The 20,739-nt window shown below is 70.6% G+C and carries 24 protein-coding genes; 8 read left to right on the forward strand and 16 right to left on the reverse strand.

Features of this window, described 5'->3' with window-relative positions:
* Window positions 1-7 precede the first annotated feature (7 nt).
* Window positions 8-1,291: an adenylosuccinate synthase gene (locus FHP06_RS15365; RefSeq protein WP_147687705.1), complete on the reverse strand. Its 1,284-nt coding sequence runs from the start codon at window positions 1,289-1,291 to the stop codon at window positions 8-10.
* A gap of 91 nt (window positions 1,292-1,382) precedes the next feature.
* On the opposite strand from FHP06_RS15365, the gene FHP06_RS15370 reads away from it, so the two are divergent.
* Window positions 1,383-2,264 carry a diacylglycerol/lipid kinase family protein gene (locus FHP06_RS15370; RefSeq protein WP_147687707.1) on the forward strand — a complete coding sequence of 294 codons (882 nt, stop codon included), beginning with the start codon at window positions 1,383-1,385 and terminating at the stop codon, window positions 2,262-2,264.
* Here the strand turns inward: FHP06_RS15370 and FHP06_RS15375 are convergent.
* From FHP06_RS15375 to FHP06_RS15425, 11 genes are all read right to left on the reverse strand, one after another.
* Entirely contained in the window at window positions 2,261-3,019 is a 759-nt protein-coding gene (locus FHP06_RS15375) for an ABC transporter permease (RefSeq protein WP_147687709.1), read from the reverse strand. The two genes, FHP06_RS15370 and FHP06_RS15375, sit on opposite strands and share 4 nt — an antisense overlap.
* Complete coding sequence (locus FHP06_RS15380) at window positions 3,016-4,023, reverse strand: ATP-binding cassette domain-containing protein (protein WP_147687711.1); 1,008 nt, start codon at window positions 4,021-4,023, stop codon at window positions 3,016-3,018. The genes FHP06_RS15375 and FHP06_RS15380 overlap by 4 nt, the downstream gene beginning before the upstream one ends.
* A 37-nt stretch (window positions 4,024-4,060) precedes the next feature.
* Window positions 4,061-4,465, reverse strand: coding sequence for a DUF3151 domain-containing protein (locus FHP06_RS15385; protein WP_147687713.1), 405 nt, complete (start codon window positions 4,463-4,465; stop codon window positions 4,061-4,063).
* Between the two features lie 106 nt (window positions 4,466-4,571).
* Complete coding sequence (locus tag FHP06_RS15390; RefSeq protein WP_147687715.1) at window positions 4,572-5,567, reverse strand: type IV toxin-antitoxin system AbiEi family antitoxin domain-containing protein; 996 nt, start codon at window positions 5,565-5,567, stop codon at window positions 4,572-4,574.
* 185 nt (window positions 5,568-5,752) lie between these two features.
* Window positions 5,753-6,772, reverse strand: a complete 1,020-nt coding sequence (gene fbaA, locus FHP06_RS15395) for a class II fructose-bisphosphate aldolase (protein ID WP_147687717.1) — start codon at window positions 6,770-6,772, stop codon at window positions 5,753-5,755.
* A 32-nt stretch (window positions 6,773-6,804) separates the two neighbouring features.
* Window positions 6,805-8,172 carry an FAD-dependent oxidoreductase gene (locus tag FHP06_RS15400; RefSeq protein WP_147687719.1) on the reverse strand — a complete coding sequence of 456 codons (1,368 nt, stop codon included), beginning with the start codon at window positions 8,170-8,172 and terminating at the stop codon, window positions 6,805-6,807.
* Window positions 8,173-8,181: 9 nt separating this feature from the next.
* A complete protein-coding gene (locus FHP06_RS15405) occupies window positions 8,182-8,619 on the reverse strand; it encodes an SRPBCC family protein (RefSeq protein WP_147687721.1) in 438 nt (145 codons plus the stop codon).
* On the reverse strand, window positions 8,616-9,458 hold the full coding sequence (locus FHP06_RS15410; protein WP_222706508.1) for a lysophospholipid acyltransferase family protein: 843 nt from the start codon (window positions 9,456-9,458) through the stop codon (window positions 8,616-8,618). The genes FHP06_RS15405 and FHP06_RS15410 overlap by 4 nt, the downstream gene beginning before the upstream one ends.
* Window positions 9,459-9,472: 14 nt before the next feature.
* Window positions 9,473-10,069 carry a TrmH family RNA methyltransferase gene (locus tag FHP06_RS15415; protein WP_147687723.1) on the reverse strand — a complete coding sequence of 199 codons (597 nt, stop codon included), beginning with the start codon at window positions 10,067-10,069 and terminating at the stop codon, window positions 9,473-9,475.
* On the reverse strand, window positions 10,066-10,707 hold the full coding sequence (gene pyrE, locus FHP06_RS15420; RefSeq protein WP_147687725.1) for an orotate phosphoribosyltransferase: 642 nt from the start codon (window positions 10,705-10,707) through the stop codon (window positions 10,066-10,068). Before pyrE ends, FHP06_RS15415 begins: the two co-directional genes overlap by 4 nt.
* Before the next feature lie 2 nt (window positions 10,708-10,709).
* Window positions 10,710-11,423, reverse strand: a complete 714-nt coding sequence (locus FHP06_RS15425; RefSeq protein WP_147687727.1) for a sortase domain-containing protein — start codon at window positions 11,421-11,423, stop codon at window positions 10,710-10,712.
* Between the two features lie 235 nt (window positions 11,424-11,658).
* Here FHP06_RS15425 and FHP06_RS15430 point away from each other — a divergent pair, with 235 nt between their 5' ends.
* Together FHP06_RS15430 and FHP06_RS15435 are read left to right on the forward strand one after the other, a co-directional pair.
* Window positions 11,659-12,813 carry a pyridoxal phosphate-dependent aminotransferase gene (locus tag FHP06_RS15430; protein ID WP_222706509.1) on the forward strand — a complete coding sequence of 385 codons (1,155 nt, stop codon included), beginning with the start codon at window positions 11,659-11,661 and terminating at the stop codon, window positions 12,811-12,813.
* A gap of 19 nt (window positions 12,814-12,832) precedes the next feature.
* Window positions 12,833-13,699: a patatin-like phospholipase family protein gene (locus FHP06_RS15435; RefSeq protein ID WP_147687731.1), complete on the forward strand. Its 867-nt coding sequence runs from the start codon at window positions 12,833-12,835 to the stop codon at window positions 13,697-13,699.
* Here the strand turns inward: FHP06_RS15435 and FHP06_RS15440 are convergent.
* The gene (locus FHP06_RS15440; RefSeq protein ID WP_187271969.1) at window positions 13,696-14,181 is read right to left on the reverse strand and encodes an Lrp/AsnC family transcriptional regulator; all 486 of its coding nucleotides are present in this window, start codon (window positions 14,179-14,181) and stop codon (window positions 13,696-13,698) included. The genes FHP06_RS15435 and FHP06_RS15440 overlap by 4 nt on opposite strands.
* Window positions 14,182-14,302: 121 nt before the next feature.
* Here FHP06_RS15440 and hppD point away from each other — a divergent pair, with 121 nt between their 5' ends.
* Genes hppD through fahA form a run of 3 tightly spaced genes read left to right on the forward strand, consistent with a single transcriptional unit; the run spans window position 14,303 to window position 17,925 of the window.
* Window positions 14,303-15,508: a 4-hydroxyphenylpyruvate dioxygenase gene (gene hppD / locus FHP06_RS15445; protein WP_147687735.1), complete on the forward strand. Its 1,206-nt coding sequence runs from the start codon at window positions 14,303-14,305 to the stop codon at window positions 15,506-15,508.
* 60 nt (window positions 15,509-15,568) lie between these two features.
* Window positions 15,569-16,759 carry a homogentisate 1,2-dioxygenase gene (locus FHP06_RS15450; protein ID WP_147687737.1) on the forward strand — a complete coding sequence of 397 codons (1,191 nt, stop codon included), beginning with the start codon at window positions 15,569-15,571 and terminating at the stop codon, window positions 16,757-16,759.
* Window positions 16,747-17,925: a fumarylacetoacetase gene (fahA, locus tag FHP06_RS15455; RefSeq protein WP_147687739.1), complete on the forward strand. Its 1,179-nt coding sequence runs from the start codon at window positions 16,747-16,749 to the stop codon at window positions 17,923-17,925. The genes FHP06_RS15450 and fahA overlap by 13 nt, the downstream gene beginning before the upstream one ends.
* 3 nt (window positions 17,926-17,928) lie before the next feature.
* Here the strand turns inward: fahA and FHP06_RS15460 are convergent, their stop codons facing one another.
* Window positions 17,929-18,927 (reverse strand): 1-aminocyclopropane-1-carboxylate deaminase/D-cysteine desulfhydrase, encoded by a 999-nt coding sequence (locus FHP06_RS15460; RefSeq protein WP_147687740.1) that lies wholly within the window; start codon window positions 18,925-18,927, stop codon window positions 17,929-17,931.
* A gap of 95 nt (window positions 18,928-19,022) precedes the next feature.
* Between FHP06_RS15460 and FHP06_RS15465 the strand changes: the two genes are divergently transcribed.
* Both FHP06_RS15465 and FHP06_RS16080 read left to right on the forward strand, forming a co-directional pair.
* The gene (locus tag FHP06_RS15465; protein ID WP_187271970.1) at window positions 19,023-19,520 is read left to right on the forward strand and encodes a GNAT family N-acetyltransferase; all 498 of its coding nucleotides are present in this window, start codon (window positions 19,023-19,025) and stop codon (window positions 19,518-19,520) included.
* 93 nt (window positions 19,521-19,613) lie between these two features.
* Entirely contained in the window at window positions 19,614-19,757 is a 144-nt protein-coding gene (locus FHP06_RS16080) for a hypothetical protein (RefSeq protein ID WP_187271971.1), read from the forward strand.
* Between the two features lie 4 nt (window positions 19,758-19,761).
* On the opposite strand, the gene FHP06_RS15470 is transcribed toward FHP06_RS16080, so the two are convergent.
* Together FHP06_RS15470 and FHP06_RS15475 are read right to left on the reverse strand one after the other, a co-directional pair.
* Complete coding sequence (locus tag FHP06_RS15470; protein ID WP_147687744.1) at window positions 19,762-20,214, reverse strand: YiiD C-terminal domain-containing protein; 453 nt, start codon at window positions 20,212-20,214, stop codon at window positions 19,762-19,764.
* A gap of 10 nt (window positions 20,215-20,224) precedes the next feature.
* Entirely contained in the window at window positions 20,225-20,599 is a 375-nt protein-coding gene (locus FHP06_RS15475; RefSeq protein ID WP_147687746.1) for a YciI family protein, read from the reverse strand.
* Between the last annotated feature and the right edge of the window lie 140 nt (window positions 20,600-20,739).

A 20,739-nucleotide genomic window follows, 5' to 3' on the forward strand; every position in this document is an offset into this window, starting at 1 on the left:
ACGGCGATCAGAGCAGGTCGTGCACGACGACGGTCTGCTCCCGGCCCGGCCCGACACCGATGGCGGAGATGCGAGCGCCCGACATCTTCTCCAGCGCGGAGACGTAGGCCTGGGCCTGGACCGGCAGGTCGTCGAACGACCGGCAGTCGGAGATGTCCTCCTGCCAGCCGTCGAAGTACTCGTACACCGGCTTGGCGTGGTGGAAGTCGGTCTGCGTCATCGGCATCTCGTCGACCCGCTCGCCGTCGACCTCGTACGCGACGCACACCGGGATGCGGTCCCAGCCGGTGAGGACGTCGAGCTTGGTGAGGACGAAGTCGGTGACGCCGTTGACCCGCGCGGCGTAGCGGGCGATGGGGGCGTCGTACCAGCCGCAGCGACGCGGGCGGCCGGTGGTGGTGCCGAACTCGCCGCCGTTCTTGCGCAGCCGCTCGCCGTCGTCGTCGAAGAGCTCGGTCGGGAACGGGCCCTCGCCGACGCGGGTGGCGTAGGCCTTGACGATGCCGATCACGCGGGTGATCTCGGTGGGAGCGATGCCCGACCCGGTGCACGCGCCGCCGGTGGTGGCCGAGGAGGACGTGACGAACGGGTAGGTGCCGTGGTCGACGTCGAGCAGCGTGGCCTGACCGGCCTCGAGCAGCACCGTCTCGCCGCGGCCGAGCGCCTCGTGCAGCAGCAGGCCGGTGTCGGCGACCATCGGTCGGAGCCGGTCGGCGTAGCCGAGCAGGTCCTCGACGACCTCCTCGACCGTGACCGCGCGCCGGTTGTAGATCTTGCTGAGGATCTGGTTCTTCAGCTCGAGGGCGCCCTCGACCTTCTGGGTGAGGATCTTCTCGTCGAACAGGTCCTGCACGCGGATGCCGCGGCGGTTCATCTTGTCCGCGTAGGTGGGACCGATGCCGCGGCCCGTGGTGCCGATCTTGCGGCTGCCGAGGAACCGCTCGGTGACCTTGTCCATGGTGCGGTTGTAGTCGGGGATCACGTGTGCGTTGGCGCTGACGACGAGCTTGCTGGTGTCGATGCCGCGCGCGTCGAGGCCCTCGATCTCCTCGAACAGGACGGACAGGTCGATGACGACGCCGTTGCCGATGACGGGGGTGCAGCCGGGGCTGAGGATGCCGCTGGGCAGCAGGTGGAGCGCGTAGGTCTCACCGTCGATGACGACGGTGTGGCCGGCGTTGTTGCCGCCGTTGAACTTGACCACGTAGTCGACCCGGCTGCCGAGGAGGTCCGTGGCCTTCCCCTTGCCCTCGTCGCCCCACTGGGCTCCGACGATGACGACTGCTGGCATGGGATCCACCCACCTCGAACAGAAGACAAGCCCCGGTGCACGGGGCTCTTACGACAGCAGTCTAGTCGGGTTGCGCCTACGCTGGCCAACCATGAGAGCCGCCCTCGCCATCGCCAACTCCGACGCGGGCAGCTCCACCGACGAGGCCCGGGACGCCGCGCTCGAGGTGCTGCGCACCCGGCTCGACGTCGAGCTCGCCACCACGTCGTCCCCCGACGAGCTGGAGAGCGTCCTCGCCGACCACCCGGACGTCGATCTCGTCGTGGCGCTCGGCGGCGACGGCAGCTTGCACGCGGTGGTGGCCGCGCTCCACGACGCCGGCCGGCTCCCTGACGTGACGCTCGGGCTGGTCCCGCTCGGCACCGGCAACGACTTCGCGCGGAGCCTCGACCTGCCGCTCGAGCCGGAGGAGGCCGCACGGGTGATCCTCGACGGGCGCCTTGTCGAGATCGACCTGATGGTCGACGGCTCGGACTCCGTGGTCGTCAACGCCGCCCACGTCGGCATCGGCGCGGAGGCGGCCGCCAAGGCGGAGCCGTGGAAGAAGCGACTCGGGCCGGTCGGCTACGCCATCGGCGCGCTCATCACCGGGTTCACCAAGAAGGGTGCGGCCGTCGAGATCTTCCTCGACGGCGAGCCGATGCCGGCGAAGGACCGCGTCCTCCAGGTCGCCGTGGGCAACGGACGCTTCGTCGGCGGCGGCGCCGAGCTGCTGCCGAAGGCCGACCCCACGGACGGCCTCATCGACGTGGCGGTGTCTTACGCCGTCGGCTTCTGGCGCCGCCTGACCTACGGCTGGTACCTGCGGCGGGGCAAGCACCCGGAGCACGATGACGTCATCTACCGCCGCGCCAAGACCGTCGAGGTGCACGGCGAGCGCATGCGCTGCACCAGCGACGGCGAGGTCACGCCGCCCGAGCGTGAGCACTCCTGGCGCATCGAGCCGGGTGCGCTCCGCTTCGTCGTTCCTTAGGCGTTCTCGCGGCGGAAGGTCGCGGTGCCCCACCAGATGGCCAGGGCGAACAGCCCGACCGACCAGGCGGAGCCCCAGAACAGCGTCGAGCCGTCCCAGTTGCCGCCGAAGGCGTTGCGGACCGCGTCGACGACCCAGCGGATCGGCATGAAGTCGCTCGCCTTCTCCAGCCAGCCCGGGCCGATGGTCATCGGCAGGAGGATGCCGGAGAGCAGCAGCACCGGCATCATCACCATGTTGATGACCGGCGCCATCACGTCCTCGCTCTTGACGGTCAGCGCGAACGCCAGCGACGACGCGGCGCAGGCGCCGCCGATCAGCAGCGTCAGAGCGATGCCCAGCAGGATGCCGTCGAACGGTGCGTCCATGCCCATCGCGTAGCCGAGCGCCACGAGGATCAGCGCCTGGACCAGCAGCTGGAGCTCGTCGCGCATCAGCCGGCCGACGAGGAGCGCGGACCGGTTGGCCGGCGTGACCCGCTCGGCCTCGATGACGCCTTCGCGCCACTCGCCGATCAGGCCGAAGCCGGCGAAGAACGCGCCGAAGATGCCGAGCTGCACGAGCATGCCCGGGATGAAGAACGTGTACGCGTTCGTGGCGCCGAGCTGGCCGATCAGCGGCTTCAGCAGCGGGCCGAACAGCACGACGTAGAGCACCGGCTGGAACGCGCCGATGAACACCCACGCCGGGTTGCGGAGGTTCATCCGCAGCTGGCGGCGGAAGACGATGAAGCACTCGCGGAGGAACGTGCTCACTGGGGTGCTCCTTCAGGAGTAGGGGTCTCGGTACTCGCCTCGGCGTCACGGAGCGAGCGGCCGGTGAGGGTGAGGAAGACGTCGTCGAGCGTCGGGCGGTGCACCTCGATGGCGTCGAGGGCGATGCCGTTGGCGTCGAGGTCACGCAACAGGCCGGGCACGGCGCGGCCGGCGCGCCGCACGCGACCGCTGACCCGGTTGCCGTTCACCTCGACCTCGCTCGAGCCGTCGCCCAGCGAGCCGAGCCGCTTGGCCGCCTCGGCGACGTGCTCGGCGCCTGCGACCTCCAGGTCGACCAGGTCGCCGGAGACCGCGGACTTCAGGTTGTCGGAGGTGTCCGAGGCGACGATCTGGCCCTTGTCGATGATGATGATCCGGTCGCTGAGCGAGTCGGCCTCGTCGAGGTAGTGCGTCGTGAGGAAGACGGTGGCGCCGCGCCGCTCACGCAGGTCGGAGATGTGCGTCCAGAGGTTGGCGCGGGCCTGCGGGTCGAGGCCGGTGGTGGGCTCGTCGAGGAACACCAGGGTGGGGTCGTGGATGAGGCCCATCGCGATGTCGAGGCGGCGCTTCTGGCCGCCGGACATCGTCTTGGACTGCCGGTCCCACAGACCGTCGAGCTGCAGCTCCTCGAACAGCTCCTTGCCGCGCTTCTCGACCTGGGCCTTGGTGCGGCCGTAGAGCATCCCGTGGTCCATGACCTCCTCGCCGGCCCGGGCGTAGGAGGAGATGCCGCCGGTCTGCGAGACGTAGCCGATGCTGCGCCGCACGTCGGCCGACTGGGTGACCACGTCGTAGCCCGCGACGGTGGCCGTGCCCTCGGTGGGACGCAGCAGCGTGGTGAGCATGCGCAGCGTCGTGGTCTTGCCGGCTCCGTTCGGGCCGAGGAACCCGACGACCTCGCCCTCCTCGATGTCGAGGTCGACGCCGTCGACCGCCCTGACCTGCGTCGTCGTGCGGCCCTGCTTCGTCTCGAAGGTCTGGGCCAGGCCCCTGGCATGGATCATGCCGTCGACCCTATTCCAACTAGGAATACCCGGTCAATCAGCCGACGAGCTCGTCGTACGCCTCCGGGCTCGACTCACGCAGGAACTCGCGGCAGCGGTGCGCCTCGGTGGTGTCGTCGAACCGCTCCGACGCGGTGGCCAGCGCGGCCAGCGAGCGGAGGAAGCCCTGGTTCGGCTCGTGCGACCACGGCACCGGGCCGTGCCCCTTCCAGCCGTTGCGACGCAGCTGGTCCAGCGAGCGGTGGTAGGCGGTGCGCGCGAACGCGTAACCCTCCAGGTCGCGCCCCTCGTCCAACGCCGCCTCGGCGAGCAGGGCCCATGCGAGCGTGGAGTCCGGGTGCGCGGCGGCGACGTTCTGCACGTCGATGCCCTGGTTGAGGTCGGCCGCTCCCGTGTCGTCGGGCAGCAGCGTCTCCGGCGGCTCCCCCAGCAGGTTCGTCATGCGTCGACCCTAGCCAGCCGCGCATGACGGTTTACCAGGTTCAGTAGGCAAGTTGGCACTCCTCCAGGCAAATCTGCCTTGATGGGTGCGAGGTTGCCCCGAGGAGTCAGCTGCTGAGCGGAACATGCACGGCGTTCCGGGCGTAGAGACGGCGTGACCTTTCCAAGCCCGCCAGGATTCGCGCAGCCGTGTTCGTCCGACGACTCGGGTCGAGGTCCGTCCAGATCCAACGCGACATCCCGAAGTACTCGTCGCGCACCGCATCCTCCCGCCGCTTCTCGTCGACGAGCACCTGGCCGAGCTCGACGTCGCTGTATGGGTTAAGCCGCCCGTACTTGATGAGCCCGTCGAATTCTCCGACGTGCCGCCACTCCTCCCAGCCGAAGTCGTTGCGCGCCACCTCGATGCCATGGCTCATCAGCCGGAACTGGACCTCAGGGCGCGGAACCCCCGTCACGGAGAACATGTGGAGCGAACGGACCTCGCCGACCGACTCGCACGCGGGCTCGGCCTGCGCGAGAGCCAGACGCACGTTCAGCATCCCGGGCCACCGACGATGCTGGCCCATTCGCTCCGTCAGCTCGTCCCGAGTGCAGGAGTGCTCACGGAGGGCGAAGCTGGCCGCGACCATGCCCGACTCGACCGAGGCCAGGGAGCAGGACTCGATCACCGCCCGCGCAGGCACGACAGCCTGGCGGCCCTGCACCGTGCACAGGTCTTCGTCGGGCACGACGGCGCCGACGTGGAACGCCACGCCGGCCTCACTCCTGCCACCCCGACCATCGAGCCGCGTGACGTGAACGGTCGCCAGGTCGACTCCGTAGGACTGGCCGGTGTGCGCGACCGCCGCCGAGTGATGACTGAGCGCGACGCCTGGACCGAGCTTGTCGACGACCGAGAAGGCTCGCAGCAGGTGCTCTTCCTGCGGTGACATGCCGTCGATGAGGGACGCGAGTGCATACGTCCCGTGGCGCAGACGCCGAAGGATCCCGTTCCTGAGGGCCCAGCCGAGGTGGCGGTCCGTCAGTCCGAGGTCCAGGAGATCAGATCGGAAGGCGTACCCGCCGCGGTGCTCCATCGCGGCTCGCAGAAGGTCGTACATGGGACGAGCATCGAGCGAGTGCGTTCGACAAGACGTCCACGGAGGCGGGACGGTGGACGCAGCGCGGCGGGCCCCGAGCCTGTGGACGTCGCGACGAACCGAGCGAAACTGGCACTCCTCAAGGCAGATCTGCCATGAGATGTGCCGGATTGCCTACTGAACCTGGTAAACCGACACCGCGGCCGTCAGAGCTTCGTCCCGGCCGAGCGGAGGTTCTGGCAGGCCTCGGCGACGCGGGCGGCCATGCCGGCCTCGGCGGCCTTGCCCCAGGCGCGCGGGTCGTAGGCCTTCTTGTTGCCGACCTCGCCGTCGACCTTCAGCACGCCGTCGTAGTTCTGGAACATGTGCGCGGCGGCGGGGCGGGTGAAGGCGTACTGGGTGTCGGTGTCGACGTTCATCTTCACGACGCCGTAGTCGACGGCCGCGGAGATCTCCTCGGGCAGCGAGCCGGAGCCGCCGTGGAACACCAGGTCGAACGGGCGCTCCTTGCCGTACTTCTCGGCGACCGCCTTCTGCGCGGCGTCGAGGATCTCGGGGCGGAGCTTGACGTTGCCGGGCTTGTAGACGCCGTGCACGTTGCCGAAGGTCAGGGCCGTCATGTAGCGGCCCTTCTCGCCGACGCCGAGCGCCGCGGCCGTGGCCAGCGCGTCGTCGGGAGTCGTGTAGAGGTGCTCACCCATGCCGCCCTCGACGCCGTCCTCCTCGCCGCCGACGACGCCGATCTCGACCTCGAGGATGATGTTCGCCGCCGCGCACTGGGCCAACAGCTCCTCCGCGATCTGCAGGTTCTCCTCCAGCGGCACCGCCGAGCCGTCCCACATGTGCGACTGGAAGTACGGCAGCCCGCCGCCCTTCACCCGCTCGGCCGACGCGGCCAGGAGCGGACGGACGAAGCCGTCGAGCTTCTCCTTCGGGCAGTGGTCGGTGTGCAGCGCGACGTTGACCGGGTAGTTTTTGGCGACCTCCTCGGCGAACGCGGCGAAGGCCAGCGAGCCGGTCACCATGTCCTTCACCGTGGGGCCGGACAGGTACTCGGCGCCGCCGGTGGAGATCTGGATGATGCCGTCCGACTCGGCCTCCGCGAAGCCCTGCAGCGCGGCGTTCAGCGTCTGCGAGGACGAGACGTTGATGGCTGGGAACGCGAACGACTCGCGCTTGGCCTTGTCGAGCATCTCGGCATAGACATCGGGGGTGGCGACGGGCATGACCTTCTCCTCGGACGGCGGTGGAAACCACCCTAGGACAGGCGCTTGACCGCCTCTCGTGCAGCCACCTGGAGCGGGCTCCACACCGACGCGAACGGCGGCGCGTACGCGAGGTCGAGCATGACGACGTCGTCGACGGTCATCTCCGCCGTGATCGCGACGGCACCGGTGTCGATCCGCAGGCCGGCGTTCCGCTCCCCCACGACCTGGACGCCGAGCAGCCGGCGGGTGGCTCGGTCGGCGACCATCAGGACGGTCATCGTCCCGGCGTCCGGGAAGTAGCCGGCGGTGGTCGTGGTGTCGATCGTCGCCACCACGGGGTCGAACCCGGCGTCGCGCGCCTGTTGCTCGCCGAGCCCGGTGCGCGAGATCTCCAGCGAGCAGAACTTGGTGATGGCCGTCCGCACGATGCCCGGGAACCGGAGCCGCGGCGCCTCGCCGAGCAGGTCGGCCGCGATCGCGTCGGCCATCACGAGCCCCTGCTTGTTCGCGTGCGTGCCGAGCGGGACGTGCAGGAGGTCGCCGGTGATCCGGTCGCGCGTGACGACGCAGTCGCCGGCGGCCCAGACCCCGTCTGCGCCCTCGACGCGTTGGGTGTCGTCGACGACGATGCCGCCCTTGGCGCCCGTCGGGAGGCCGGCGTCCTGCGCGAGCCGGGTGCGGGCGACGACGCCGAGACCGAGCACCACCAGATCGGCCGGGTACGTCTCGCCGCCGGCCCGGACCCCGGCGACCCTCCCGTCCTCCTCGACGAAGCCGTCGACGGCCGTCCCCGTGCGGAGCGTGATGCCGAGGTCGCGCATCGCGTCGGCGACCTTCGTCCCGAGGCTGGGCTCGAGCAGGGACAGCGGCGTCTCGCCGCGCTCGATCACGGTGGTGTCGATGCCGCGCTGGGTCATCGCCTCGGCCATCTCCAGCCCGACGTAGCCGCTGCCCACCACGACGACGTGGCGCGGCCGCTCGCCGAGAGCCGCGATCACGGCCTCGCCGTCGGCGAGCGTCTGGATGCCGTAGATCCCTTCCGCGTCGATGCCGGGGAGATCCGGCCGGCGTGGCTCGGCGCCGGTGGCGATGACCAGCCGGTCGTAGTCCAGCGTCTGCTCGTCGTCAGCGTCGCGGTACGTCACGGACCTGGCCTCGACGTCGATCGCGGCGGCCTCGGCGCCGGTGCGCAGGTCGATGCCGTTGGCGCGGTGCTCCTCGGGCGACCGCGCCACGAGGTCGTCGACCGACTCGACCTCGCCGGACACCCAGTACGGGATGCCGCACGCGGAGTACGACGTGCGCTGCGTCCGCTCCAGCACGACGACCTCGTGCTCGGCCGGCAAGCGACGACGCAGCGCGGAGGCCGCGGTCATGCCGGCGGCGTCACCGCCGATGACGAGGACGCGAGATCCCATGCAGCGAGCCTAGGGCCGGGACTCGAGCCGCTCGACGATCTCGTCGAGCAGCTCCTGGATCGTCCCGCGGACCACCGGGAAGGACACGACGTCCACGAGGCTGCCCAGCACGCCCGGGGAGTCGTACGAGAACCGGATGATCAGCCAGGATCCGCCGTCCGGATGCTCGCGGAGGCGCAGGCGCAGGCGGTGGTCGACGCCGGTGAGCGTGGTCCAGGACATCTCCCGCGCCTTCTCGAACTCGATGATCTCGACGTTGCCGCCCACCGGCACCGGCCCGACGCGCAGCAGCACGCGGTACCGCGTGCCGACGCCCGGCGTTGAGCCCTCCTCGAGCTCGTGGACGATCACGGCGTCGCTGAGCGAGCCGATCGCGCACGGGTCGCTGACCACCTCCCACGCCTCGTCCGGGCTGACGGCGACGGCGCGCTTGACCTCGATCCTCATCCGATCACCGGCAGCCGTCGCTGGCGCTGCAGGTCGGTCAGGACCTCCTGCATCGACGTCGTGAGGTCGGCGTAGACCTCGTCGAGGTCGGGGTCCTCGCCGTACCGCTCGCGCAGGTCGATCGGCTCGAGCAGCCGCATCGAGACCTTCGCCGGCAGCGGGACGTGCGGCAGCGGACCCACCTGGAGGCCGAACGGGAGGCTGAGCATGATCGGCAGCGTCTTCAGTCGCATCGACTTGTCCACCCGGAGCAGCTTCGCCAGCCACTCCCCGCGCGAGAGGAAGAGCGCGGTCTCCTGGCCGCCGAGCGTCACCATCGGCACGATCGGCACGTCCTTGGTGAGCGCGAGCTTCAGGAAGCCCTTCCGGCCGCCCATGTCGACGCGGGCGGACTCCCAGCTCGGCCGGTAGACCTCGTAGTCCCCGCCGGGCCACACGGAGACGATGGCGCCGGCGTCAAGGGCGAGCTCGGCGTTGTTCGCGTCGGCCTCGACGGTGCCGAACCGGCGCAGCAGCGGGCCGACCGGAGAGTTCAGCACCATGCGGTGCGCGAGCTGGTAGTGCAGGCGCTCGACGCCGAAGTAGGTGCTGAAGGCGAGCTGCGAGATGTGCACCTCCGGCGACGACGCGCCGCCGGTGTGGTTCCCGACGACGAGCACCGGCCCCTCGCGCGGGATGTTCTCCAGCCCCTGGATGTCCGGCCGGAACCAGGCCGAGACGAACATCCAGGTGAGGGGCAGCACCTCCCGCATGAAGTCGGGGTCGCGGTCGTCGAGGTCGCCGGCCCTGAACCGTGGGGTGAGGGCCGAGACGGTCGAGCGCACGAGATCGGAGATCACGCCTGAATCGTGCCTCAGCGTGCGTGCTGCCGCATCCAGGCGTGCATCGCGATGGCCGCTGCAGCTCCGGCGTTGATGGAGCGCGTCGAGCCGTGCTGCGTGATCTCCAGGTGCAGCGCGCAGGCCTCGAGCGCCTCTCGCGTCAGGCCGGGTCCCTCCTGGCCGAAGACCATCACGCAGGCCGCCGGGATGTCGGCCGTCTCGATGGGCTTCGCCTCCGGGAGGTTGTCGATCCCGACGAGCGGCAGCTGCTCGGCGGCCGCCCAGGCGACGAGACCGGCCACGTCGGCGTGGTGCTCCACGCGCAGGTACCGGTCGGTGACCATCGCGCCGCGCCGGTTCCACCGCCGCTTGCCGATCACGTGCACGGCCGCGACGTTGAACGCGTTCGCGGTGCGCACGATCGAGCCGATGTTCAGGTCGTGCTGCCAGTTCTCGATCGCGACGTGCAGCGGGTGCCGCCGGGTGTCGAGGTCGGCGACGATGGCCTCGACCGTCCAGTACCGGTACCGGTCGAGGACGTTGCGCCGGTCGCCGTGCTCCAGCAGCTCGGGGTCGAGGCGGTCGTCGTCGGGCCAGGGGCCCTCCCAGGGGCCCACCCCGATGGTCATGCGCCGTACTGGTCCCGGTAGGTGCGGATCGCGTCGAGGTGCTCGGCGTGCTCGCCGGTGGTCTCGACGTACTCGACGACGTCGTCGAGCGTGACGATCGCATGGACCGGGACGCCGAGGTCACGCTCGGCCTCCTGGACCGCCGACAGCTCACCCTGACCGCGCTCCTGCCGGTCGATGGCCACGACGATGCCGGCGATCTCCGCTCCCTCGGCCCGCACGATCTCCACGACCTCGCGGATGGCAGTGCCGGCCGTGATGACGTCGTCGACGACAAGCACCCGGCCGGCGAGCGGCGCCCCGACGATCAGGCCGCCCTCGCCGTGGTCCTTCGGCTCCTTGCGGTTGAAGCACCACGGGACGTCGCGCCCGTGCTGCTCCGCGAGCTGCACCGCGGTGGCCGACGCGATCGGGATGCCCTTGTACGCCGGGCCGAGCAGCACGTCGAAGTCGACGCCGCTCTCCTGGATCGTGGCCGCGTACGCCCGGCCGAGCTCCGCGAGTCCCGCTCCGGTGTCGAGGGCGCCGGCGTTGAAGAAGTACGGCGACGTGCGGCCCGACTTGAGCGTGAAGCTGCCGAACCGCAGCACGTCGTGGGCGAGCGCGAGCTCGATGAACCGCCAGCGATGCTCCTGCATGCCTACGACTGGTCCGCCTCGGTGGCGTCGACGACGCGACCGGTGGCCTTGTCCTGCACCCGCTCCAGCTCGCCGATGACGACGTTGCGGTTGCGGGTGTGGAACAGCTCGGAGCAGGTGAGCATCGTCATGAGCCGCTCGGTGGGCCGGGCGCCGCGCTCGTCGGGGTCGGGCACCGCGAACAGCGGCCAGGACACCGTGAAGTCGACGGTGATCGAGTCGCCGTCGTTGCGCAGCTCGTAGGTGTAGATCTTCTTGCGCGTCTCGACGATGACCTCGTCGCCCTTCCGGAGCTTCAGGAAATCCTTGAACGGCTCGCCGTGGGTGACGCGGTGACCGGCCACGACGAAGTTGCCGATCTGGCCGGGCTTGCCGCCCTTGTCGTACCAGGCGACGCCGCGGGCCAGCGCGTCCGTGGACTTCTTGCCCTGGAAGTTGCCGCCGCTGTTGATCGGGACCTCGAAGTCCTTGCCGAAGCGGGGGACGCGCAGCAGGCCGATGGCCTTGCTGTCGATGCCCTTGTCCCAGTCGCGGTGGAGGGAGGTCTTGATGTCGGCCTGGCGCTGCTTGGCGACGATGTTCGTGCCCCAGTACTGCCAGGCGAAGTACCCGAGGAAGACCAGGCCGGCGAGCACCATCAGCACGCCGACGACCTGCGTGATCCGGCGTCCCACGGACCGGCGCGGAGCGGGCCGTGGCGGCGCTTCGATCGTCATGCGGGGAATTGTCGCACCCCAGTCCGCGAGCGACCTGAGAACACCCTCAGAAGCGCTCCGTCCACATGTCGGGCACTTGTCGAGATTTTTTCGCAAAACCGCTTGCGCCGTCTGCGGCGTCCGTAGACTTCTCGCAGCAGGGCCGATGAGGGCAACCCGTCAGCGCCTGTCTCGCCCCGCCGTTTCACCCCCCGAGAACGGCGGGGCGATCTATTTCCCCCGTAGCCTCGGACGCGTGAAGGCTCACAGCGCCCGCCTGGACGGCCTCGGCACGACGATCTTCGCCGAGATGAGCGCGCTCGCGCTGCGCACCGGGTCGGTGAACCTCGGGCAGGGCTTCCCGGACACCGACGGACCCGGCGCGGTGATCGAGGCCGCCGTCGAGGCGCTCCGCGGCGGCCGCAACCAGTACGCGCCCGGCACCGGCGTCCCGGAGCTGCGGGCGGCCGTCGCCGAGCACCAGCGCCGCTGGTACGGGATCGAGCTCGACCCGGACACCGAGGTCGCGGTCACGACCGGCGCCACCGAGGCGATCGCCGCCGCACTGCTCGGTCTCGTCGACCCGGGCGACGAGGTCATCGCGCTCGAGCCGTACTACGACTCCTACGTCGCCGTCATCCAGATGGCGGGCGGGGCGCGCCGGCCGGTGACCCTGCGTCCACCCGACTTCCGGCTCTCCGTCGACGAGCTGCGGGCCGCCGTCACGCCGCGCACCACGGCGATCCTGCTGAACACCCCGCACAACCCGACCGGCGCCGTGCTCACCCGTGAGGAGCTCGAGGCCGTCGCCGCGGTGGCGCGCGAGCACGACCTCGTCGTCATCAGCGACGAGGTCTACGAGCACCTCACGTTCGACGTCCCGCACGTCCCCGTCGCCACATTGCCCGGCATGGCCGAGCGGACGCTGACGATCTCCAGCGGCGGCAAGACGTTCTCGTTCACCGGCTGGAAGGTGGGCTGGGCCACCGGGCCAGCGTCGCTGGTGCAGGCGATGCTCGGCGCCAAGCAGTTCATGACCTACACGTCCGGCTCTCCTCTGCAGCCGGCCATCGCACTGGCGCTCGGCCTGGACGACGACTACTACGCGTCGTTCACCCAGCGCATGCGATCGCAACGCGACCAGCTCTGTGACGGGCTCGCCGCCCTCGGCCTCGAGGTCTTCGTCCCCGACGGCACGTACTTCGTCACCACGGACATCCGGCCGCTCGGCTTCGACGACGGCCTCGACTTCTGCCGCGGCCTGCCCGAGCGAGCCGGTGTCGTCGCCATCCCGCACCAGGTGTTCTGGGACGACAAGGAGACCGGCCGGCCGCTCGTGCGCTGGGCGTTCTGCAAACGCCCCGAGGTGATCAGCGAGGCACTGGACAGGTTGTCGACCATCCGGCGCTGAGCACCTGCAGACTGTGCTCGTGACGACACGAGCACTGGTCCTGGGCGGCGGCGGCATCACGGGCATCGCGTGGGAGACCGGGCTGCTCGCCGGTCTCGCGGCGGAGGGCGTCGACCTCACCGGCGCCGACCGAGTCATCGGCACGTCGGCCGGCTCGATCGTCGGCGCGCAGATCACCAGCGACCTCGACCTGGATGAGCTCTATCGGCGCCAGCTGCTGCCGCCGGCGGACCTCGGCGACGGCGGGGTGCCGCTCGCGAGCATCGGCCTGGGCGTGATGGTCAAGTACGCCACGGCCATGCTGCAGTCGCGCGGTGACGTCGAGCGGTTCTGCCGGGTGCTCGCCGCCAAGGCCGTGCGTGCCGCGTCGAACGGCGCCGTCCCGTCCGTCGCCGAGCGCTACGAGCAGGTGGCACAGCGGATCGGCGGCCTGACCTGGCCCGAGCGCGACCTGCGGGTCACGGCGATCGACGCCGAGACAGGCGCCCTCGTGGCGTTCGGGCCGGAGGGTGACCACCCGGACGCCTCGCTGGAGGACGCCGTCAACGCCAGCTGTGCCGTGCCGTGCGTCTACCCGCCGATCCCGATCGACGGCCGGCTCTACGTCGACGGCGGCGCCCGGTCCGGGTCGAACGCCGACCTCGCCGCCGGGTGCGACGTCGTGGTGGCGATCAGCCCGCTCGACCGCAGCATCGGCACCCAGCGGAGCGCCACGTCCCAGCTCCGCGACCTCGGCGTCCCGTACGTCGTGATCACACCCGACGCGGAAGCGCGCGCGGCGATCGGCAAGAACATCCTCGATCCCGCGGCCCGTCCCCCGTCGGCGCGGGCCGGGTTCGCCCAGGCCAAGGCCCACGTGGACGCGTTGCGCGACCTCTGGCTCTAGCGGTAGGCCGGCGCGCGGCCGGCGGCCTTCGCGTCGCGCGCGAGCATCGGCAGGACGCGGGGGTGCACCAGCTCGCTGAGCACGATGACGCTCGTGGACCGGACCACCGAGCCGGACTTGCTGATGTGCAGCAGCGTCTCCTGCAGGTCCTCGTGCGAGGTGGCTGCGATCTTGCAGACGACGTCGGCCTGGCCGCTGGTGACGTAGGCCTCGAGGACGTTGGGCAGCGACTCCAGCTCCTCGGCGACGACCTCGAGCCGGCCCTGCGCGATCTCGAGCGTGACGAACGCCTGCACGGGGTGGCCGGCGGCCGCGAGGTCGATGTCGGGGCCGTACCCGGTGATGATCCCGGCGGCCTCCATCTTCGCCAGCCGCGACTGCACGGTGGCCCGGGCCACCTTGGTGCGACGCGACAGCTCGAGGTCACCCGCCCGCGGGTGCTCCCGCAGCGCCTGGATCAACGCGACGTCCAGTGCATCCATCGCTCTCACTCCTCGGCAGATTGACCAGTTGGGCTCGATCATACTCGGCAGAACTTCCCCACCTGACCACCGTCATCTGGCCCGGTTGCCTCACCCGTCGCGGCCCCGGGAACCTGGACGCATGACGACCACCCACGACACCGTCCTCACGTCAGCCGAGCGCCTCGCGGAGCTCGACCTCGACCAGCTGAAGCAGCTCGTCGGCCTCGTCGAGTACGACAGCACCACCGACCCGTTCCCGGTCACCGGCTGGGACGCGATCGTGTGGGTCGTCGGCAACGCCACGCAGGCTGCGTCGTACTACCAGCTCGTCTACGGCATGGACCTCGTCGCGTACTCCGGCCCGGAGACCGGCAACCGCGACCACCACGCCTACGTCCTCGAGTCCGGAGCCACCCGGTTCGTCCTCACCGGCGCCGTCGACCCGGACAGCCCGCTCGTCGAGCACCACCGCGCGCACGGCGACGGCATCAGCGACATCGCCCTCGAGGTGCCGGACGTCGACACCTGCATCGAGCACGCCCGCGCTCAGGGCGCCACCGTCCTGGAGGAGCCGCACGACGTCAGCGACGAGCACGGCACCGTCCGCCGCGCCGCCATCGCCGCGTACGGCGACACCCGCCACACCCTGGTCGACCGCAGCCGCTACGACGGCCCGTACCTGCCCGGCTTCGTCGAGCGTCGCTCCACCATCAAGCGCGACGGCGACCACCGGATCTTCGAGGCCCTCGACCACGTCGTCGGCAACGTCGAGCTCGGCCGCATGGATGAGTGGGTCGACTTCTACAACCGGATCATGGGCTTCACGAACATGGCCGAGTTCGTCGGCGACGACATCGCCACCGAGTACTCCGCGCTGATGAGCAAGGTCGTGGCCAGCGGGAACCACCGCGTGAAGTTCCCGCTGAACGAGCCGGCCGTCGGCAAGAAGCGCTCGCAGATCGACGAGTACCTCGACTTCTATCGCGGTCCCGGCGCCCAGCACCTGGCCCTCGCGACGAGCGACATCCTCGCCACCGTCGACGCCCTGCGTGCCCGCGGCGTGGAGTTCCTCGACACGCCCGACTCGTACTACACCGACCCCGAGCTGCGCGCCCGGATCGGCGAGGTCCGCGTGCCGATCGAGGAGCTGCAGTCGCGCGGCATCCTGGTCGACCGCGACGAGGACGGCTACCTGCTCCAGATCTTCACCAAGCCGGTCGGCGACCGTCCCACGGTGTTCTTCGAGCTGATCGAGCGGCACGGCTCGCTGGGCTTCGGCAAGGGCAACTTCCAGGCCCTGTTCGAGGCCATCGAGCGCGAGCAGGCCAAGCGGGGCAACTTCTAGGTACGGTCATTGAGCCTGTCGGAATGACCTTTCGACAAGCTCAAGGTCCGGGAGGTATCAATGGCCCACTACCGACGCGCGGGGAACGTCCCGCCGAAGCGGCACACGCAGCACCGCTCCCCCGAGGGCGACCTCTACCGCGAGGAGCTGATGGGCGAGGAGGGGTTCAGCTCCGACTCGTCGCTGCTGTACCACGTCGGCGTCCCCTCGGCCGTGCTCGAGGCGCGCGAGTGGGAGCTGCCGGACCAGTCCACGACGCCCAACCAGCCGCTGCTCCCGCGCCACCTGAAGCTGCACGACCTGTTCAGTGACGCCGACCGCGACCTGGTCACCGGCCGTCGACTCGTCCTCGGCAACGGCGACGTGCGGATCTCGTACGCCGTCGGGTCCCAGGCGTCGCCGCTGTACCGGAACGCCACCGGCGACGAGTGCGTGTTCATCGAGGCCGGGTCCGGCGTGCTCGAGACCGTCTTCGGCCACCTGCCGTTCGGGCCGGGCGACTACCTGATCATCCCGCGCGCCACCACGCACCAGTGGCTGCCCGAGGGCGAGGTGCGGGCGTACTGCATCGAGGCCAACAGCCACATCAGCCCGCCGCGCCGGTACCTGTCGCGCTACGGCCAGCTGCTCGAGCACGCGCCGTACTGCGAGCGCGACCTGCGCGGCCCGTCGGAGCCCGAGGTCCGCGGTGCTGATTCGGCGGGGGATGGCGAGGTCGAGGTGTTCATCAAGCACCGCGGCACCGGCCCGGGCGGGCTGGCCGGCACCGTCCACGTCGTTCCGCGGCACCCGTTCGACGTCGTCGGGTGGGACGGCTGCCTGTACCCGTACGCGTTCAACGTGTCCGACTACGAGCCGATCACCGGCCGCGTCCACCAGCCGCCGCCGGTGCACCAGGTGTTCGAGGGCAACAACTTCGTCGTCTGCAACTTCGTGCCGCGCAAGGTCGACTACCACCCGCTGGCCATCCCGGTGCCGTACTACCACTCCAACGTCGACAGCGACGAGATCATGTTCTACGTCGACGGCGACTACGAGGCGCGCAAGGGCTCGGGCATCGGCAAGGGCTCGATCTCGGTGCACCCGGGCGGGCACTCCCACGGGCCCGTCCCGGCGGCGATCGAGGCCAGCCTCGGTGCCGAGCGGTTCGACGAGCTGGCCGTCATGGTCGACACGTTCCGGCCGCTCGAGCTGGGCGAGGGCGGCCGCGCGGTCGACGACGGCGTCTACGCCCAGTCGTGGACGTCGTGACGCCCGGCGACTTCGGCCGCACGACGCTGCCGTACTGCTCGTTCGTGGTGCCCGGTGAGAGCCGGCGCCGCGTGGGCGTGGGCGTCGACACCGACGTCCTCGACCTCACCACCGCCGCGGCCACCGTCGTGCCCGAGCACGCCGACCTGTTCGCCGACGGCTCGCTCGACGCGCTGCTCGCCGCCGGCCCGGAGACCTGGCACGCGATCCGCTCGGCGCTGCTCGCCTGGGTCGACGACGCGCACACCGGTGTCGTGCAGCACCACGTCTCCCCTGCCGACCAGGTCGAGCTGGTGCTGCCGTTCACGGTGGCCGACTACGTCGACTTCTACGCCTCCGAGCAGCACGCCACGAACCTCGGCCGGATGTTCCGCCCGGACGGCGAGGCGCTGATGCCCAACTGGAAGCACCTGCCGATCGGGTACCACGGCCGGTCCGGCACGATCGTCGTCTCCGGCACGCCGATCCATCGCCCGAGCGGCCAGCGTCGCACCGGGCAGGGCGAGATCGTGTTCGGCCCCTCGGTGCGGCTCGACATCGAGGCCGAGGTCGGCTTCGTCGTCGGCGGGGCGTCGACGCTTGGCGAGCCGGTGCCGCTGGCCGACGCCGGCACCCACCTGTTCGGCATCTGTCTCGTCAACGACTGGTCCGCCCGCGACATCCAGGCGTGGGAGTACCAGCCGCTCGGCCCGTTCCTCGGCAAGTCGTTCGCCACGTCGGTCTCGTCGTGGGTGGTGCCGATGGCCGCCCTCGACGCCGTGCGCACGCACCCGCCGGACCGCGACGTCCCGCTGCTGCCGTACCTCGACGACGACGGCCTTGAGCCGTGGGGACTCGACCTGCGGCTCGAGGTGCGCCTGAACGGCGAGGTCGTCTCGCGGCCGCCGTTCGCCGGCATGTACTGGACCGGTGCGCAGATGCTGGCTCACATGACGGTCAACGGCGCCACCGTGCGCCCGGGCGACCTGTTCGCCTCGGGCACCGTCAGCGGCAGCGAGCGCGACGAGCGCGGATCGTTCATCGAGCTGTCCTGGAACGGCGCCGAGCCGCTCACCCTGGCCGACGGATCGACCCACTCGTTCCTGGAGAACGGCGACACGGTCGCCATCTCCGCCACGGCCGGCGACCTCTGGCTGGGCGAGGTCAGCGGCACGATCGTGCTCTGACGCTCAGCGCGGCCCGTTCGTGTTGACGAACAGCACCGGACCGTCGCCGAACCGTCCGTCGGCGTCCATCTGCAGCAGGCCGTCGAGCGCCTTCGCGGTGTACACCGGTTCGAGCGTGAGACCCTCCTCGTCGCGAGCCCGGGCGAGGGCCGTGAGCGCCGTCGGGGTGGCGTGCCCGTACCCCTCGCCGAGCCAGTCCCGCGTCATCAGCAGGTCTGACGGGTCCGCACCGGGGTCCGGCACGTCGGCGCCGCGGCTCCGCAGCAGGTCGGCGGTGCGCCGGGCGAGCCGCGTCACCTGGCCGTGGTCCAGCCGCAGCTGGTCGTTGACGATCACGCCGACGACACGGGTCCGCAGCCCGGCGATCCGCAGGCCGAGCAGGAGGCCTGCGGTGGTCCCACCGGTGCCCACGGGCACGACGACGTGGGACGGCTCGGGCAGCACGCCGTCGGCCACCTGTCCGGCGAGCTCGAGCGCCGCTTCGACGTAGCCGAGCGCGCCGACCGGCGACGACCCACCGGCCGGCACGACGTACGGGGGCTTGAACCCGGTGCGGTGCCGCGCGAGAAGCCACGGAGCCATCGCCACGGTGCGCGCCTTGGAGTGGGTGAAGTGCAGGGTGGCCCCGGACGAGCGGTGCCGCTCCAGCTGGGCCCGGACGTGGTCGTCGACGGGCTGGTCGACGAGCGCGAGCGCCGTGCGCAGGCCGTGGTCGCGGGCGTACAGCGTCGCGGCGAGCCCCCAGTTGGTGCCGAGCGCGCCGAACGTGAGGATCGTGCGCCGCCCGCTGCGCTGGGCGTCGGGGATCAGCCACTCGAGCTTGCGCACCTTGTTGCCGCCCCACCCGCCGTCGCCGAACGCGCCGTCGTCCTTCAGCCAGATCTCGGCGGCTCCGGTGGAGAGCGCCTCCAGCCGGCGGACCGGCGTCGGGCGGGTGCCGAGCGCGACGTGCGGAAGGTTCTCGCGCAGGTCCGGGAAGCGCTCGTGCAGCAGCGATGTCACGCAGCGACTATCGCAGACGTCTATGAGGTAGGACGACGCCGATCTAGGGAGGTTCGCCGATGTCCGCAGATACCTCAGAGGGTCACGGTGGAGGCATGCCCGGACACATGATCCCGGTGGCGCTGCGCGAGCTCGATGCCACGGACGGCGGCCTCCTCGACGAGGTCTTCGCCGGCATGTCCGCGGAGAGCCGGGCCCTGCGCTACCTGACGCCGATGCCGGTGCTGCACGAGCAGACCCGACGCATCCTGAGCGCCGTGGACGGCTGCCGGCACGTCGCCGTCGTCGCCCTGGCGCACGGTGAGGCCATCGGCATCGCGCGCATGATCAGCCTCGGCGGCCGCCGGGCCGAGCTGGCCGTCGAGGTCGCCGACGACTGGCAGGGCCTCGGCGTCGGCACGCGGCTGGCGCTCTGGATCCGTGACCGCGCCGCCCGGCTCGGCTACACCGAGCTGGTCGCCGAGTCCTCCGCCCGGAACCACCGCGCCCACGCCCTGATGGACCGGGTCTTCCCCGACCACACCGCGCATCGCGAGGGCACGGACCTCGTCTTCACGTTCTCCCTGGCGCCGTCCCGTACCGACGTCGCCTGAGGCAGGATCTCGGCGGTTTCTGAGGTAGGCACCCTGGAAACCTGGGGATTCCGACCGATGTGGGGGCCTACCTCAGGAGCCCAGGATCGAGTCATGACACTCCTGATCCTGATCCTCGTCCCGTTCCTGGCGGTGGTGGTTGCCGCCTTGGTCCGCACCATCACGTCCGACGGCTACGGGCACCGCCCCGGCCCTCGCAGCCACTACGACGACCAGTTTCCGACCCGCTTCGCCTGACGGTTCAGCCCATCACGCGCAGCTGGTAGAAGCCGTGCGTGCGGGCGACGACCGTCCCGGCCTCGTCGGTGACCTCGGCCAGCAGCTCGAAGTCCGCCTTGCCGTTCTCGGTGGCCTCCGACTGCACCCGGGCGATCTCGTCCTCCGACAGCGTCGTGCGCGCGACCACGTCGGTGGTGGCCGGCCGGGTGAAGTCGATCTCCAGACGCTTCACCAACGGCACGCCGCCGGGCACGGTGAAGCTCGACTGGCCGATGAGGCCGCCCAACATCTCGGCGACCGAGAACAGGCTGCCGGCGTAGGAGACCCCGAAGTGGTTCACGTTGGGTCCGGTGGGCAGCTTCGCCGCGGCGGCTCCGCGCTCGCTCTGCACCACCTCGAGCCCCATGGCGCCGAGGATCGGCACCAGCGCGTGCACTCCCGCGGTCACCTCGGCCAGGTCGATCTGCTCGGTCATGGCGGCCAACCTAGCGTGAACGCTCCGAGTGCTCGTCGAACGCCCGGACCTCGATCCGGCCGCCACAGGCGCGGGACGCCCGGGCCGCGAGCTCCAGGGCGGTCGCCCGGTCGGGCACGTCGATGAGCCAGAACCCGGCCAGCAGCTCCTTGGACTCCAGGTACGGGCCGTCGGTGACGAGCGGAGCCTCGCCTTGGCCGTCGACCACGGCCGCCTTCGACGCGGACTCCAGGCCGCCGGCGAACACCCAGTACCCCTGCTCGCGGAGCTCCTCGTTGAACGCCTCCGTGGCGGCAAAGGCCTGCTCCATCGCCTCACGCGAGCCGTAGTTCGCGTGCCCGTCGACCTCACCGGGACCGTGCACGGTCATCAGGTAGTGCGTCATGGGGTGACGCTAATGGAGCCGCTTGTCGGAATCGAACCGACGACCTTGTCATGACGAGGAGCACGGTTGATACCGGCCAGAACCTTCGTCCCCTGAACGTGGAGCCGCTTGTCGGAATCGAACCGACGACCTTGTCATGA

The organism is Aeromicrobium terrae, assembly GCF_008039565.1.
In the GTDB taxonomy this organism is placed as follows: Bacteria; Actinomycetota; Actinomycetes; order Propionibacteriales; family Nocardioidaceae; genus Aeromicrobium; species Aeromicrobium terrae.